This window comes from Promicromonospora aerolata, from assembly GCF_042682255.1.
Taxonomy (GTDB): domain Bacteria; phylum Actinomycetota; class Actinomycetes; order Actinomycetales; family Cellulomonadaceae; genus Promicromonospora; species Promicromonospora aerolata.
In genome coordinates this window covers 5,347,696-5,362,091 of sequence record NZ_JBHUHF010000001.1, presented here as the reverse complement: position 1 = coordinate 5,362,091, position 14,396 = coordinate 5,347,696, and the positions used below count along the sequence as shown (strand labels likewise).

The following is a 14,396-nucleotide window of genomic DNA, read 5'->3' as shown; positions in this document are numbered from 1 at the left end:
GAGCCGGAATGACCCGGAGTCGCGTCGACAGCGGTCGTCGTTCAGCGTGCTCACCCTCGTCCTGCTGTGCGGAGCGCAGTTCATGGTCGTCCTCGACACGACCATCGTCAACGTGGCTCTGCCCGCTATCGGCAGAGACTTGCACTTCGGCTCCGATGCGCAATTGCAGTACGTGATCTCCCTGTACGCGCTGACGTTCGGCGGATTCCTCATCCTCGCCGGACGCATGGCGGACCTGTTCGGCCGCAGACGCTTCTTCCTCATCGGCCTCCTGGTCTTCACGGTCGCATCGCTGGCCTGCGGGCTTGCTCCCACGAGCGAGTGGATGCTCGGAGCGCGCGCGTTGCAGGGCATCGGCAGCGCCCTCGTGTCTTCGGCAGCACTCGCACTCCTCACCACCGAGTTCGCCGAAGGGAAGAACCGCAACACAGCGCTGGGTGTTTGGGGGGCGACCGGCGGCGCCGCGGGTGCCGCCGGCCTCATCGTCGGCGGCGTGCTGACCTCAGCCCTGGGATGGGAGTGGGTCTTCTTCATCAACGTCCCCGTGGGCGTGGCCATCGTGATCGCTGCACCCCGAATCATCGGGGCGAGCACGCCACCGACGACGGAGCGACACCTCGACCTGCTGGGCTCGGTCCTCGTCACAGGCGGCCTCGCCTTGCTGATCTACACCGCCACCCAGATCGAGCAACGCGGCCTCACGCCGGTCACAGCCTGGATGGCACTTAGTGTCGTCGCCCTGCTCGGTGCGTTCGGCCTGGTCGAACGACGCACCGAACAACCGATACTCCCGTTTCGACTGTTCCGGGCACCGGGACTCGCGCCCGCCAACGTCGTGGTCCTGCTCCTGAACGCCATCATCGCCTCGCACCTGTTCTTCACCACCCTGTACGTGCAGAACTCGCTCGGATACTCGGCCCTGCAGACAGGCTTCGCCTTCCTGCCGAATAGCGTCCTCGTCGTCCTCGGCGCCACACTGACCTCCCGGGTCCTTCACCGAATCGGGCTCAACTGGATGCTCACAATCGGGGTGGCTCTCATCGGCCTGAGTGCACTCCTACTCAGCCCCGCCCCAGCAGCCGGAAGCTACCTGCTCAACGTGCTTCCTGGATTCGCACTGGCCGGACTCGGACTCGGCATCGGCTTCACCACGGCGATGATCGCAGCGACCAACGGCGTGACGTCGCGTGATCACGGCGCGGCGTCGGGAGTCGTCAACTCCGCACAGCAAGTCGGGTTCGCACTGGGCATCGCCATCATCGTCGCCGTCGCCTCATCACTGGCCAGCGGTTTCCAGCCGAGTTCGCAGCAAGCGACGTACACCGCTGGATACCTCATCGATGCCGGAGTCGCGCTCATCGCGATGATCATCACCCTGTTCGGTTTGCGCACCTCTGGCCCGGGCGTCATCCGGCGTCAGTCAGAGAACACGTGATCCAGGTCGGCAACTATCCGGACCATGAGGAAATCGGCACGGGACGCGACCAGCTCATGAAAGCCGTCGCACTGCTTGCTGGCAACTCCTGCTGCACCCGGCTGGTCTGTCTGCTAATTGGACGGCAAGTTCAGTTCACGCCTCGCGGAGCCCCAACGTACGACCGAGCATGACGTAGACAGATGCGGCCCCGCCGGCTTGGTCATCCGCCCACCCCGATCCGAGCGCGGACACAAACTGTGCATCGCAGCGTCGCCTCGGTGGCCTATGAGTGCGTGTTATTGATCTTCGTCCGGCACGGATCGGCGATCCTGCTCAGTGAGTTCGGCGAGAAGCCGGTCAACGTCGGCGATATCGTCGCCCTCGCCTCGAACACCCTGTATGGGAGTGAGCCCGAGGGCTCGATCACCGTCACGACTGTCTATCTGGACCGTGACTACGTGATCGACCAGGTCTTCTGGCAGCACACGGCTCTGCTGGCTGACAGGCTGGAGGCGCAGGACTTTGCCGATGAGTTCTACTCCGAACCCGCACAGATACTCCACCTCGGCGAGGACCGAGCCGGGATGCTCATGCCCTGGCTCGACGAACTGGTGGCTCTGAGCCTGGATGGGCCGTCACCGGATCGGTTCTACCGGATGCAGGCGCTGCTGTTCGCGGTGCTCGATGTCATCACGCCCTATGTGAAAACGACACCCATGCGCCGATCAGAGACTCAGCGCAGAGCAGCGAATCCGAGTCCTGCGTGCCACCGAAAGCTCGAACCGTTACGAGTTGAGGCACGAGAAGCGGCGGAACTGCTGAGCGGAACGCCCGCTGAACGATGGACACTCCAGAGCATCGCCGATGCTGTTCATCTATCGCCTTCCCAGCTCGGACGCGTCTTCGTCGACGCCTACGGCAAGACCCCCATGACCTACCTGGCCACCGTCCGCGCTGAACATCTCGCCCGCTTCCTGCGTGAGACCGATCTGCCGATCGAGGAGGCGATGCGACAGGTCGGCTGGCACAGCCGAGGCCACGCCGCGCGCATGTTCCGCCAAGCCGTCGGTGTCACCCCGACACGTTACCGACAACTGGCCCGCCAGAAAGCTGCTACCTGAGGCAGCGATACAGATCACCGCAACTCCGATACAGGTATCCGCACCATCACCTGCCCCAGCAACCGAGACCACTGACGAGCTGATAGTCCGGAACAGACTCGTCGGGTTCACCACACGCCTGACGGTCACATCGTCCGTTGTCCGTCTCGTCTTGCTGGTGATCCCGGCGCACCTGATGGTCACCGAGGCCCAGCTCGGCCCGGTGCTCAGGGTATCGGGAGGACACGACGATGGCCACGACACGGGAGCAAACCAAAGCCGCACGGGAGGCGAAGCTCGACGAGCTGCACGAGCGCCTGACCGGCGCGGTCGAGCAGCTCGTCTCCGGCGAGGACTGGACTCGCGCGCTCGCATTCGCAGCACACTTCAGAACCAGATCGTTCTCTAACACCCTGCTGATCTGGGAACAGCACCAGGGCGCCTACGAGGCCGGCCTCGTGCCCGAGCCCTTCTCGTCCTATGTGGCCGGGTACCAGCAATGGCAGGGCCTTGGCAGACAGGTGCAGAAGGGCCAACCGGGGTATCAGATTCTCGCCCCGGTCACCGACCGCTTCGCCACCGCTACCCCAGCGGATGCGGAGTCGTGGCGGCGTCTGGGCAAGGGTGAGAAGCCTCGGCCCGGTGAGGTCGTGCGCACGCGGATGGTCGGCGTTCGCTCCGCCTACGTGTGGGACGCGAGTCAGACCACCGGTGACCCGATGCCCGAGCCACCGGCGCCGCGGCTGCTGGAAGGCGACGCCCCCGCCTCCGGGTACACGATCCCGTACGTGTCGACCTGGGCCGCACGGGTGGATGGCAAGGAACCCGTCGAAGTTGTGAAGGCCACCGGTGAGCGGGTCCGCAAGACCGCCCTGGCGGTCCTGGATCGGCTCGACACCACGCAGGTCGCCGACGGCACTCCGCCGGGCTTGGACCGAGACGTGGCCCACCGCGGAGCACCCGGACTCACACGCCCAACACCTCAGCAGGCTGCGCCGTTGCCTGACGCAGGTGCACGCCCGGTCCCGGTGGTTGAGGGGCGGGGGTTGTGATGGTCGAGCGTGGCGCTGTCTCCGCGGGAAGCTCAAACTGAGGGTGCGTCGAAACCAAGGACCATGCTGGGAGCGGCGGTCGCGGCCTCGTAGTGCTCGGCTCAGTTGATGTCGTTGGCAAGGCGAGCCAACATGCCGAGAGTCTGGTTTGAGATCGTCTCTGCTTAGCGTGACTCTGCGGTTGCTGCCGTTGTTGATCTGCCAGAACAAGCCAGGGCCAGAACAGGACGGAGGTCACGCTGATCCGGGCTCCCCTGCGGCGGCCTGCCAAGTCAGTCGGCGCAGGGAGTTGGCTACTAACGCCAGGGGTTCAGTGGATCGGTGAACTCTGGCGAGCAATTCTGCGCCTTCGACCATTGCGAGTACGGTTGTCGCCAGTTCGGCGGCATCATCGGCGGAGTATCCCGCCTGGCTCATTCGGGCACGAATCAGATCGGTCCAGCGCTCGAAAGCTTCGGCGGCAGTCCTCTGGAGTTCGACACTCACAAACACCGTTTCCAAGGCGGTCGTCGCCACCGGGCATCCGCGTTCCCAACTGCTCAACTGCAGCGTGTCCGCGGTATCGGAGGCGATGCGTGCGAGACACTCCGCCAGGTCGTCCGAGCTCTCCAGTGCCTGTGACAGGAGGGCCTCGAACTCTTGGGCGCCGACCGTCATGGCGGCGACCGCAAGCTCCTCCTTGCCGCCGGGGAAGTGATGGTAGAAGGAGCCCATCGGCGCATGGCCTTCGCGAGCTATCTCGCTGACACCGGTGCTCGCGTACCCCTGTTTTTGCAGCAAGCGCAGGGCGGAGACCACCAGTCGGTCGCGACTGTTCGAGCGGGTGCTTTGACGGCAACTAGTCATCACGCTACTATAGCAATCGTTCTACTATGATGAGCGCTCTAGATAGGAATTGGATGCTTCAACGACTTCACGGCCCGTCCGGCGGTGCCTTGCTGGCGCTGCTCGCGATGGGCTGGGGCTCGAACCAGTTCGCGCCGCTGATCGTGATGTACCAGTCCGAGCTTGGCGTGAACGCGGCCCAGGCGCAGGGGATGTTCGTGCTCTACGCAGTCGGACTCGTGCCCGGATTGTTCATCGGCGGGCGGTGGTCGGATCACCGCGGGCGGGCCCCCGTGGTGATGCTGGCTTTGATCGGGGTTAGCGTGTCCTCCGCCCTGCTGATGTGTGGTCCCGCAGCCCATGCCTGGCTGCATCTGGGCAGGCTGCTGGCAGGCCTTGCCTGCGGTATTGGATTCAGCGCCGGCACAGCCTGGGTCAAGGAGACAACTTCCGGCCACCATGGCCCGCGCAGAGCAGTCGCCGCCATGACATTCGGATTCGCCGGTGGCCCGTTGATCGTCGGCCTCTTGGCTTCCGGCCTCGTGGCTGCCGGCGCGAGGGCCCCAGCGGTATGGGTCTACGTGCCACACCTCGTGCTCGTCGCGGTGACTCTGGTGGTCATCAGCCGTACCTACGGCCGTGTGGATGCCAGCGCCGCCGGCCCGGCGGTCGACCTCGAAGAACGCGACGGAGGTCTGGGACTCCGAGACCCCCGCTTTGCCTGGATCGTGTTGCCTTTGGCCCCATGGGTCTTCATCACCGCATCGATAGCCCTCGCCATCCTGCCCGGCGCCATCCACTCCAGCGGCACCGGCGACCCCCTGACGTTCAGCGCCCTAGTCACACCGCTACCCGCGATTGCGGGCGTCAGCATCCAGATGCTCGTCGCCCGCCTCCACGAAAAGCTCACGCACCTGCTGGCCACCGCTATGTCACTCGCCACCGGTGGGCTGCTGTTAGGAGCGTGGGCGGTCACCGCGCAGTCACTGACGTTGACCGTAGTGGCGTGCATCGTGCTCGGGCTGAGCTACGGCGCCTGCCAAACCTGCGGGCTGCACGAGGTCATGAGGGCGAGCCCACCGGAACAGCTGGGACGCAACACAGCGATCTACCAGGCGCTGACCTACCTCGGCTACCTCATTCCCCTTCCGATCGCGCTCTTGGTCCCCCATGTCTCGCTGATCGGGATTCTCGTGGGTCTGGCCGCAATAGCCGGCCTGACCCTCGCCCTAGTCGTCAGCGCCAACATCAGAATCGAGGCACGCACGCCATGACCACTCCAACCACCGAAGGACTTCCAGAACTCCTCGACGTAGACGACATCAAGGCCGAACCGGGGTCGGCGGTAGCGACCATGGTGGTGCACGCCAAGCATCTGGCGCCGAACGGGCTGGTGCACGCCGCCTCTGTCGTCGCGTTGGCCGACACCGCCTGCGGGTACGGTTGTTTGGCCTCGCTCCCCGCCGGCCGGTCAGGGTTCGCAACCGCAGACCTGACCGCGCACTACGTTGGGTCGGCCCAGGTTGGCGACACGCTGACGGTCATCGCCACGATGCGCCATGGCGGCTCCACCACACAGTTATGGGACGCCACCGTCAGCCAACTCCAGCACGACGAGTCATGTGACATCGCGACCTTCCGATGCCTGCAAATCTTGCTCAGCCCAAAAACGCCGTCACCGACGCAACACTGAACCGAGGCCACGATGTCATATCAGCCAAACCGACCTACCATCCGTCCTATTGAGCCTGCGGACGAGGCGCGCTGGCGCGAACTCTTCCGGGCCTATCGAGAGTTCTACAAGCTGCCCGCCTCCGAAGTCGTCGTCGACCGGGTCTGGACGTGGCTCAACGATCCAAGCCATGAGACACACGGGCTCGTCGCCGTGCTTGGCACCGCGGTGAGTGGGATCGCCCATTACCGAAAGTTCGCCAGGCCCTCCACCGGGACCACCGGGCTCTGGCTCGACGACCTCTTTACCGACCCGGACGCCCGGGGCCAAGGCCTGGGGCGAGCACTCATCGACCAGCTCACCCAGAACGCGCGCGAGAACGATCTTTCAGTCGTCCGCTGGATCACCGCCGACGACAACCACCCGGCGCAGAAGTTGTACGACAGCATCGCGCGAACAACAAACTGGGTCACCTACGACGCGACTCTATAAACACCCGAACTCGTGGATCGGCTTCGAGAGTGGAAGAAGTATGGACATGGCGGCGCCGACAACGCCGCAATCGAGACTCGATCCGTAAAGCCCTGGAAGGAGAACCGCCGGTCAGCACAGTCACAGACATCGCGGGCTCAACCACAGCGATTGCTTCGCTTCGGACGGTTTGCAGGCGCTTGTTGTCCCGGCATCCGCAGGCACAGAGCGGGCTCAGTGGTTCGTCGAGCGATATGCCGAGTTCGGCGGGTGTGAACTCCACCTTCGGGGCACCTATTGATGGACTTCCCGGCGCACCGCCATCGCGCGTTCCGATTCACGTACGTGTTGGATCCAGGGGGGCGCCCGCCACCACCCATTTTGAGCACAACCCACGGATCAGGAGCACCCACGATAACTACCAAGACCCGACTCAAGCGCGTCGAGGTACAGGCCCGCGGTATCCACCGCATGTCGACGAGGACACCTGTTGCATCGACATCCTCACCCAGATCAGTGCCCTTACAAGCGGTGCCTTGGAGAACGTTGCCCTCGGACTACTTGACGACCACTTCAGGCACTGCGTCGCCGTCCACTCTAGGCCGCTGGTGCCTGTGAATACCCCAGCGGTGTAACGGTATCGGCGTGACAACGCACAGAGCCGGAGCGCACCATGATGCAGTCACCATCCCCATCGTGGGGCGGTTTTACCCCGATCATCGCGCGCACACGATCCTTCTACCAGACCATCGACCCTGTCGCCTACAACTGCCTAGAACTCATCTTCGTCCGACACGGCTCGGCGTTCCTGCTCAGCGAATTCGGTGAGCAGCTCGTCACCATCGGTGACGTCATCGCACTCGGCGCAAGCATCTTGTGCGGCGGCGAACCCGAAGACTCGGTCACCGTCACCACGCTCTACCTGGATCGGGACTACATCATCGATCAGGTGTTCTGGCAGCACGCCGCATTACTGGACGACCGGTTCGACGCGCAGGACTTCGCCGACGAGTTGTACTCCGAGCCCGCCCAAGTACTCCACCTCGGCAAAGAGCGCGCCGGCATGCTCACGGCCTGGCTCGACGAGCTGGTCACCCTCAGTCTCGACGGGCCGTCACCGGACGGGTTCTACCGACTTCAGGCGTTGTTGTTCGCGGTGCTCGACGTGATCACTCCCTACGTGAGGACCACCCCGATGCGTCGCTCGTCGACCCAGCGGAAGGCCTCCCGCCACCCTGGTCCACCCGCTCTTCATCAGTTCGCGCCGTTGCGCGCCGAGGCACGGCAGGCCGTCGAACTGCTTCGCGGGGCATCCGAACAGCGGTGGACACTCCGAGGGCTGGCTGCTGCGGTGCATTTGTCCCCATCGCAGCTCGGTCGGGTTTTCGTGGATGCCTATGGGAAAACCCCGATGACGTACCTGTCGACGGTGCGTGCCGAACGGTTGGCGCGTCTGCTGCGCCAGACCGATACGCCGGTCGAGCAGGCGATGCGGGAGGTCGGCTGGTACAGCCGGGGCCATGCCGCTCGGATGTTCCGCCAGGCGGTTGGGGTGACCCCGACCCGGTACCGGCAGCTCAGCCGGCAGCCGGCCATAGCCTGAGCCGCGCGATACACATGTCCGCATCGGCGATACGCGCATCCGCATCATTGGCGGTCCCTGACCCGTTGCGACTAATGGGCTGGTAGTCCGGTGGAGACACGTCGGGTTCACCGCCGCGCCTGACGGTCACATCGTCCTTCCGTTGTCCGTCTCACGTTTCTGGTGTTCCTGGCGCACCTGATGGTCACCGAGCCCGATCGGCTCGGTGCTCAGGGTAGCGGGAGGAGACCGGGGCGATGGTCAAGACACGGGAGCAAGCCCAAGCCGCACGAGAAGCCAAGCTCGACGAGCTGCACGAGCGCCTGACCGGTGCTGTCGAACAGCTCGTCTCCGGCGACGACTGGCGCCGCGCGCTCACCTTCGCAGCGCGGTTCAGAGCGAGATCATTCTCGAACACGCTGTTGATCTGGGCGCAGCATGGGGCGGGTTACGAGGCGGGTCGTGTTCCGGAGCCGATGCCGTCGTATGTGGCCGGATATCGGCAGTGGCAGGGCCTGGGTCGGCAGGTGCAGAAGGGCCAGCCGGGATACATGATTTTCGCCCCGGTCACCGGCCGATTCGCGACCTCCACACCATCCGATCCAGAGTCGTGGCGGCGGCTCGGCAATGGCGAGAAACCTCGGCCGGGTGAGGTGGTGCGGTCGAAGATGATCACCGCCAAGCCCGCCTACGTCTGGGACGCCTCCCAGACCTCCGGCGATCCGATCCCGGAGCCGCCGGCACCGAAACTGCTGGAAGGGGAAGCACCGGCAGGACTCTGGGATGGCCTGGCCGAGCTGGTTGAGGAGCGCGGGTTCGAGGTGCTGCGGGTGCCCCACGAGGGCATGATCCACGGCGCCAACGGGATGACCGACTACACCGCGAAGACGGTCGCGGTCCGCGAGAACATGGACCCCGCCGCGCAGGTCAAGACCCTCGCCCACGAACTCGGTCACGTTCTGCTCCACGGCCCTGACCAGGAGGATGCTCGCCAGCACCGTGGCATCGGGGAGGTTGAGGCCGAATCAGTCGCGCTGATGATCGGCGCTGCCCATCACATGGATACCAGCGGCTACACCATCCCGTACGTCTCGACGTGGGCGGCCAGGGTGGATGGCAAGGAACCGGTCGAGATCGTCAAAGCCACCGGCGAGCGAGTCCGCAAGACCGCCTCGACGATCTTGGACCAGCTCGACACCGCCCAGGTCAATGACGGGACGCCGCCGGGGCTTGACCGCGAGGCACCACAGCACGCCCCGCCGGCCCGCGACCAGGTCACGCACGAGCGGTCGGCGCCTGCACGGCCAGCGTCGCGGCGGCGGGTGGAACCACTGCCGGAACCAGAGCCCGCGGCCGTGTCGCCAGGTTCGGTGCGGGGGCTGTGATGCCTGAGCATGGTGCGTTCGCTGCCGCCCTGTTGCGGATGAACGAATCCTGGCCACTGTCGGCGGCCGCGCGGGAGTACGCGGCCGCCGCGGTTCCGGTGTTCCCGTGCCTGCCGGGCGGGAAGCGCCCGATCGCCGAGCACGGATTGCTCGATGCGACAACTGATCCCGGCCAGGTGGAGGCGTGGTGGAGGCAGACGCCAACGGCGAACATCGGCCTGCCCACCGGCGCCGCCTCGGGTGTCGTTGTCGTCGACGTCGACGTGCACGGCCCGGTCAACGGTTACGAGGCATTTGATCGCGCGGACAGGGCCGGGCTTGTCGACGGGTGGAAGTTCTTGGTGCATTCCCCGTCGGGCGGGATGCACGCCTACTTCCCGGCCATCCTGGAGTCGGAGCAGCGGTCCTGGCAGGCCGCACGTGCCGGGATCGACTTCCGCGGCGACGGCGGCTACATCATCGCCCCGCCGTCGCGCCAATTCATCAACGGCACCGAGATTCGTTATCTGGTGAACACGATCAACACCGGCCCCGCCACCAGCCTGGACGCAGATCGGCTGCGGGACTTCCTCGACCCCCGCCCGGCACTTCGTCGCTCGGCGAGCCAGGGTGTGGCGTGGGAGGTGGATGTGTCACGGCTGGCGGCGTGGGTCGCCGCCCGTGGTGAGGGCGAACGCAACCGTGGCCTGTTCTGGGCCGCGTGCCGCCTCGCCGAGAGCGGCATCCCCGCCTCGGACGGACTGGACGTACTGTCGGCGGCGGCTTCGGAAGCGGGGCTGGGTGAGCGGGAGATCGCCACGACCGTGCGCTCTGCCTATCGCACTGCCGCCCTCGGCACGCGGGAATCGTCGTCGCCGGTGCGGGGCACCTCGCCGCTGGCAGCCGATGGCTGGTTCGCCCAAGACACCACACGCCAGTCGCCGTCGAGGGTGCGGGGACTGTGATGACGGCGCACGCCCTCGACAGGCAGACGGGCCGGCGCTGGGCTGTGCTCACCGCCGTAGCAGGGACGGTGTTTATCGCTGCCGGCGCGTTCTGGCTGTCCTTCACTGCACTGGCTGATCTGGCTGCAAGGTCTGGGGTCGGTGCGGGGCAGGCGTGGGCGTGGCCCCTGATCGTCGACGGGATCATCGTCGTCGCCACCGTCGCCGTCGTCGCCCTCGCCGGTCACCGATCGGCGTGGTATCCGTGGGCGCTGTTGACCGGTGGCGCCGCCGTGTCGGTGACCGCGAATGCGATCCACGCCGTCGTCGCCGCCGATGCCGATGTCCCCGGTGTGCTGGCCGCTGCGGTCGCGGCGGTACCGCCGGTGGTGCTGCTGGCGATCACCCACCTGACGGTCATCCTCACCCGACCGGTGCCCGACGAGGCCATGCCCCGCGGCCACGCACCTGCCGAGCAGGTGCGGGGGCCTCTCGCCGCCTTCGTTGAGGAGCCAAGCCGCGTCGAGATGACGACACCCGGTCCGGCGGATGGCAATGCATCACGACCAGTGTCCTCGTTGGGGAGCGGCCGTCGCCCGGATCAGGTCATCGCTGGGCCGGGTCGTCGCGAACGCGCACAGGAGCTTCGGCGACGGGGGTGGTCGAACAAGAGGATCGCCCGCGAACTCGGTGTGCACGCGTCGACGGTCGGTCGGTGGTTCGCCGCCGCGCACCTGCTCGATGACGCCGTAGACACCAATGCGCAGGAGGCAAAGGACTCATGAGTACCGACCACGACCAGCAGCAAGCCCACCGCGAACGATCGGCCGAGCCGGACACGAGCCGCACCGCCACGGAGCCCGTGGAACAGGTTGAGGCACCCGAGGCGGTGCAGGTTGCGAAGACCGCCCGCCTCCGTGGCAACGACGAGACGCCGATTCAGGGCGCGGGCCGCCGTGTACGGGGTGTGGAGTGGGTGCGGCCCACGGACCTGCTGACCCGCCACGGCGCAGCGTTGGCCGGCCGGGGTATCGACTTCGAGGTCGAGCTGGCCCGCCGCACCCGCACCACCACGGCCACGGGCCTACGGGGTCTCGGAGATCGGGCGCGCCGGCTGCCGTCGCTGTCGGCCTTTGGCCGCAGCCACCACCCTCAGGACGCTCCGTTGAGGCCTGGGGTCGGGATGAGCTGAGCAGGGGAGCCGGTCATGCGCACCACCAAGGCACGCAGCACGAACGTCGTTCTTGGGGACGGCGTGCGCACCTGCTTGTCAGGAGGTGCCCCGACCATGACCGAGAACACGCACACCACCACTGACACGACGACCGAGCCCGGCGAGAACTTCACGACCAGCGAGGGCCTGCGCACGCTGCTGCACCAGCTCCACGCCGCCGGGCCGGGCGCGTGGGAGCACGACCCCATCGCCGCGGACCTGATGATCTTCACCGCGGAGAAGTACGCACCGCTGGCTCACAAGCACGGATTGGACCCCTGGGAGGCCGCCAGCGCAGCGTTCGACGTGATGCGCACCAAAGCAGCACGAGAGGCCGTTGATCCATGGGCCGTGGTCACCCACGCAGTGCGGATCACCTCCGTCTTCGAAGAACGCGCCCACGGGCTGCTGTGCTCGGTCCACCAGGCCAGGCGCCCACACGTCTCGGCGTTCCACGACCCCGAACGCTTCTCCGATCGCGACAACCCCCTGACCAACTACCACCCGGCGTTCCAGATCAGCGACCATGCGTCCGCCTTCGACGATGACGGAGCGGCAGCGCCCGAGGAGACTTCCCCGACCGCGACGCGGGCGTGCACATCCGCGTCCTCTGCGGTCGAGGACACGATCGCCCTGCTCAGCCTCCTGGGCTGGCCCCCAGCGGTCTCGCGAGCCGCAGTTGAGCACGTGTGCGGAGCGCTGACGAGAACCGGCACCCGCCCGGCCACCTACGAGGCGCTGCGGCGCGACAAGCACGCCCGCGCCCTCCTCGACATCCCCGGCGGCTCCTGGACCACCTTGCTGAAGACGCTACTGGGCAACCCCCACCCCGCTTACGCTGCCACCGCGACGGGTCGGGGCGTGCTGCTGCGGCTGCTGATCGGCGAGACACTGCCGGTGCTGCTGCGCGACGACGATCTCATCCTCGCCGTCTCTCTCGCAGCACCGGGCGGCTGCGGCGACCGCGGAGGTGGCCAGTCGTGAGTGCGACAGCGGGGCACATCGAGTTGGAGCGCACGGTCGTCTCGATCATGGTCGGCCGGCGGCACCGTGCCGAGCTGGGTGACATCGATGAGCTGGCCGCCTCCATCGACCGCGGCGGCCTCCTGCAACCCGTCACCATCACCCCAGACGGTGTGCTCGTCTGTGGTGCGCGCCGGTTGGCGGCGATCAAGCAGCTCGGCTGGAAGACCACCAACGTCTGGGTCCGCTCCGGCATCTCCGACCGACTCGGACATCTCCTCGCCGAGCAGGACGACAACGTCCTGCACAAGCCGCTGACCCAGACCGAGGCGGCTGCGCTGTATCGGGAACTGAAAGCGCTGATGGCCGAGGACGCCGCCCGCCGGCAGGCTTCGGCCCGGTTCAGCACCGAAAATCAACCGGGAAGTAACGGCGGTGCACATTTTGCACCACCGTCACACGGCGCACCCGGGAAGAGCCGCGAGCAGGCAGCCGCGATGATTCCCGGCGGTGCGTCCCACACCACGCTGGAGAAGATCGGCTACCTCCAGAAGATCGCCGACGACCCCACCCAGCCCGCCGACCTGCGCGAACAGGTGACCGCTGAGCTGGAGCGCATCGACGGCGGCGCGCCGGTGCACCCGATCTACGACGCTGTCCGCACCGCTGTCGAGGCCGCTCAAGAGCATCGCGAGGCCGACCTGCACCAGCTCGCCACCGACGCGCTCGCACGCGCCAAGAACGCGAAGACGAAGAAGCGCACCCCCCGGCCTAAACCAGTAACCGACGATGGTGGTGAGCCGGTGCGGTACCCGGTGCGGGCGTTCGTGCTGACCTGGACCGAACTGACCGACTGGTGGACCCACTACGACATCGACCAGCTCACCGCCGAACTCACCGCCGAGCAAATCGACTCCTTCCTTGCGACCGCTGAGGGCACGAGCCGGTTCGCTGAGGAACTGCGCGCCGCCCGCGACCGACGCACCGACATCGAATCGGTCCCAGCGCGGGGACACCTGCGCGCCCTCTGATCTGAGCTGAGCATCTGCGCGATCGCGGGTGCTCATGGTGCACCTACCGGGCATGAAGACTCCCGACCTCTCCGACCCCCGTTCCCGACACCGTGTGGTCGCCGTGCTCGCCGCTGCCGTGGCGGTCCTCCTGCTGACCGGTGTCGGCGTCTACGGCCTGATCACCGGACCACCCACCAGTGACCCAGGCAGCGATGGCGGGACCGAACCCGGGCCAGTGGTCACCATGCCCAGTGACCCGGCGCCCACCGCGACGCCGCAGCTGCCGACCGTGGCCGCGTCGGATGATCCGGAGCCCTTCGCCCGCAATGTCGCCGAGGCGCTGTTCGCTTGGGACACCGCCTCCGGGTTCATGCCTCTGGACTACACCTCCGTCATCCTCGCCGTCGGCGACCCCACGGGCGCCGAGCAGGCTGGGCTCGCCTCCGACATTGCCAGCTACCTGCCGAACCGGGAGGCCTGGATCGAGCTGCGCCAGTACGCCACCGCCCAGCACCTGACCATCGATAACCTGTTCGTTCCCGACGACTGGGACACGGCCGTCGCGCAGGCCCAGCCGAGCCAACTCGCGCCGGGCACGATCGCGTACACGATCGAGGGCACCCGCCACCGCGAAGGTCTCTGGAACGACGAAGAGGTCACCTCCGAACATTCGGTGGCGTTCACCGTGTTCCTCATCTGCGCCCCGACCTACGACACCTGCCACCTGCTCCGGTTGTCCCAACTCGACAACCCGCTCCGATAGGCGCGAGGTGATCGCTC

15 protein-coding genes and 1 pseudogene are annotated in these 14,396 nt (G+C 66.6%); 15 read left to right on the top strand and 1 reads right to left on the bottom strand.

The window, feature by feature from the left end:
- The first annotated feature begins 46 nt into the window (after positions 1 to 46).
- The 3 genes from ACFSL2_RS23780 to ACFSL2_RS23770 all read left to right on the top strand — a co-directional run bounded on the left by ACFSL2_RS23780 (position 47) and on the right by ACFSL2_RS23770 (position 3,569).
- Positions 47 to 1,435: an MFS transporter gene (locus ACFSL2_RS23780; RefSeq protein ID WP_377200205.1), complete on the top strand. Its 1,389-nt coding sequence runs from the start codon at positions 47 to 49 to the stop codon at positions 1,433 to 1,435.
- Positions 1,436 to 1,617: 182 nt separating this feature from the next.
- The gene (locus tag ACFSL2_RS23775) at positions 1,618 to 2,538 is read left to right on the top strand and encodes a helix-turn-helix transcriptional regulator (RefSeq protein WP_377200204.1); all 921 of its coding nucleotides are present in this window, start codon (positions 1,618 to 1,620) and stop codon (positions 2,536 to 2,538) included.
- A 230-nt stretch (positions 2,539 to 2,768) separates the two neighbouring features.
- Positions 2,769 to 3,569 (top strand): ArdC family protein, encoded by an 801-nt coding sequence (locus ACFSL2_RS23770; RefSeq protein ID WP_377200203.1) that lies wholly within the window; start codon positions 2,769 to 2,771, stop codon positions 3,567 to 3,569.
- Positions 3,570 to 3,803: 234 nt separating this feature from the next.
- Here ACFSL2_RS23770 and ACFSL2_RS23765 read toward each other — a convergent pair whose 3' ends face one another.
- Entirely contained in the window at positions 3,804 to 4,367 is a 564-nt protein-coding gene (locus tag ACFSL2_RS23765; RefSeq protein ID WP_377200202.1) for a TetR/AcrR family transcriptional regulator, read from the bottom strand.
- A 101-nt stretch (positions 4,368 to 4,468) separates the two neighbouring features.
- Between ACFSL2_RS23765 and ACFSL2_RS23760 the strand changes: the two genes are divergently transcribed.
- The 12 genes and pseudogenes from ACFSL2_RS23760 to ACFSL2_RS23705 all read left to right on the top strand — a co-directional run bounded on the left by ACFSL2_RS23760 (position 4,469) and on the right by ACFSL2_RS23705 (position 14,379).
- Complete coding sequence (locus ACFSL2_RS23760) at positions 4,469 to 5,668, top strand: MFS transporter (RefSeq protein ID WP_377200201.1); 1,200 nt, start codon at positions 4,469 to 4,471, stop codon at positions 5,666 to 5,668.
- Positions 5,665 to 6,087: a PaaI family thioesterase gene (locus ACFSL2_RS23755; protein WP_377200200.1), complete on the top strand. Its 423-nt coding sequence runs from the start codon at positions 5,665 to 5,667 to the stop codon at positions 6,085 to 6,087. Before ACFSL2_RS23760 ends, ACFSL2_RS23755 begins: the two co-directional genes overlap by 4 nt.
- A 12-nt stretch (positions 6,088 to 6,099) precedes the next feature.
- Entirely contained in the window at positions 6,100 to 6,558 is a 459-nt protein-coding gene (locus ACFSL2_RS23750) for a GNAT family N-acetyltransferase (RefSeq protein WP_377200199.1), read from the top strand.
- Between the two features lie 408 nt (positions 6,559 to 6,966).
- A pseudogene (locus ACFSL2_RS23745) lies at positions 6,967 to 7,124 on the top strand (metal-sensitive transcriptional regulator); the annotation flags it as partial.
- Positions 7,125 to 7,210: 86 nt separating this feature from the next.
- Entirely contained in the window at positions 7,211 to 8,140 is a 930-nt protein-coding gene (locus ACFSL2_RS23740) for a helix-turn-helix transcriptional regulator (protein ID WP_377200198.1), read from the top strand.
- 236 nt (positions 8,141 to 8,376) lie between these two features.
- Positions 8,377 to 9,504, top strand: coding sequence for an ArdC-like ssDNA-binding domain-containing protein (locus ACFSL2_RS23735; RefSeq protein WP_377200197.1), 1,128 nt, complete (start codon positions 8,377 to 8,379; stop codon positions 9,502 to 9,504).
- Positions 9,504 to 10,448: a bifunctional DNA primase/polymerase gene (locus ACFSL2_RS23730; RefSeq protein ID WP_377200196.1), complete on the top strand. Its 945-nt coding sequence runs from the start codon at positions 9,504 to 9,506 to the stop codon at positions 10,446 to 10,448. The genes ACFSL2_RS23735 and ACFSL2_RS23730 overlap by 1 nt, the downstream gene beginning before the upstream one ends.
- Positions 10,448 to 11,212, top strand: a complete 765-nt coding sequence (locus ACFSL2_RS23725) for a DUF2637 domain-containing protein (RefSeq protein WP_377200195.1) — start codon at positions 10,448 to 10,450, stop codon at positions 11,210 to 11,212. The genes ACFSL2_RS23730 and ACFSL2_RS23725 overlap by 1 nt, the downstream gene beginning before the upstream one ends.
- Entirely contained in the window at positions 11,209 to 11,619 is a 411-nt protein-coding gene (locus tag ACFSL2_RS23720; protein WP_377200194.1) for a hypothetical protein, read from the top strand. The genes ACFSL2_RS23725 and ACFSL2_RS23720 overlap by 4 nt, the downstream gene beginning before the upstream one ends.
- A gap of 96 nt (positions 11,620 to 11,715) precedes the next feature.
- Positions 11,716 to 12,624 carry a hypothetical protein gene (locus tag ACFSL2_RS23715; RefSeq protein WP_377200193.1) on the top strand — a complete coding sequence of 303 codons (909 nt, stop codon included), beginning with the start codon at positions 11,716 to 11,718 and terminating at the stop codon, positions 12,622 to 12,624.
- On the top strand, positions 12,621 to 13,634 hold the full coding sequence (locus ACFSL2_RS23710) for a ParB N-terminal domain-containing protein (protein WP_377200192.1): 1,014 nt from the start codon (positions 12,621 to 12,623) through the stop codon (positions 13,632 to 13,634). Before ACFSL2_RS23715 ends, ACFSL2_RS23710 begins: the two co-directional genes overlap by 4 nt.
- A 52-nt stretch (positions 13,635 to 13,686) precedes the next feature.
- Positions 13,687 to 14,379, top strand: coding sequence for a hypothetical protein (locus tag ACFSL2_RS23705; RefSeq protein ID WP_377200191.1), 693 nt, complete (start codon positions 13,687 to 13,689; stop codon positions 14,377 to 14,379).
- Positions 14,380 to 14,396 lie beyond the last annotated feature (17 nt).

What these genes read in the sequence shown, in the direction of transcription:
- ACFSL2_RS23770 (WP_377200203.1), top strand. Translation starts at nt 2,769, where the DNA reads ATGGCCACGACACGGGAGCAAACCAAAGCCGCACGGGAGGCGAAGCTC.
- ACFSL2_RS23730 (WP_377200196.1), top strand. Translation starts at nt 9,504, where the DNA reads ATGCCTGAGCATGGTGCGTTCGCTGCCGCCCTGTTGCGGATGAACGAA.
- ACFSL2_RS23760 (WP_377200201.1), top strand. Translation starts at nt 4,469, where the DNA reads ATGCTTCAACGACTTCACGGCCCGTCCGGCGGTGCCTTGCTGGCGCTG.
- ACFSL2_RS23720 (WP_377200194.1), top strand. Translation starts at nt 11,209, where the DNA reads ATGAGTACCGACCACGACCAGCAGCAAGCCCACCGCGAACGATCGGCC.
- ACFSL2_RS23705 (WP_377200191.1), top strand. Translation starts at nt 13,687, where the DNA reads ATGAAGACTCCCGACCTCTCCGACCCCCGTTCCCGACACCGTGTGGTC.
- ACFSL2_RS23750 (WP_377200199.1), top strand. Translation starts at nt 6,100, where the DNA reads ATGTCATATCAGCCAAACCGACCTACCATCCGTCCTATTGAGCCTGCG.
- ACFSL2_RS23755 (WP_377200200.1), top strand. Translation starts at nt 5,665, where the DNA reads ATGACCACTCCAACCACCGAAGGACTTCCAGAACTCCTCGACGTAGAC.
- ACFSL2_RS23735 (WP_377200197.1), top strand. Translation starts at nt 8,377, where the DNA reads ATGGTCAAGACACGGGAGCAAGCCCAAGCCGCACGAGAAGCCAAGCTC.
- ACFSL2_RS23775 (WP_377200204.1), top strand. Translation starts at nt 1,618, where the DNA reads ATGCGGCCCCGCCGGCTTGGTCATCCGCCCACCCCGATCCGAGCGCGG.
- ACFSL2_RS23740 (WP_377200198.1), top strand. Translation starts at nt 7,211, where the DNA reads ATGATGCAGTCACCATCCCCATCGTGGGGCGGTTTTACCCCGATCATC.
- ACFSL2_RS23715 (WP_377200193.1), top strand. Translation starts at nt 11,716, where the DNA reads ATGACCGAGAACACGCACACCACCACTGACACGACGACCGAGCCCGGC.
- ACFSL2_RS23725 (WP_377200195.1), top strand. Translation starts at nt 10,448, where the DNA reads ATGACGGCGCACGCCCTCGACAGGCAGACGGGCCGGCGCTGGGCTGTG.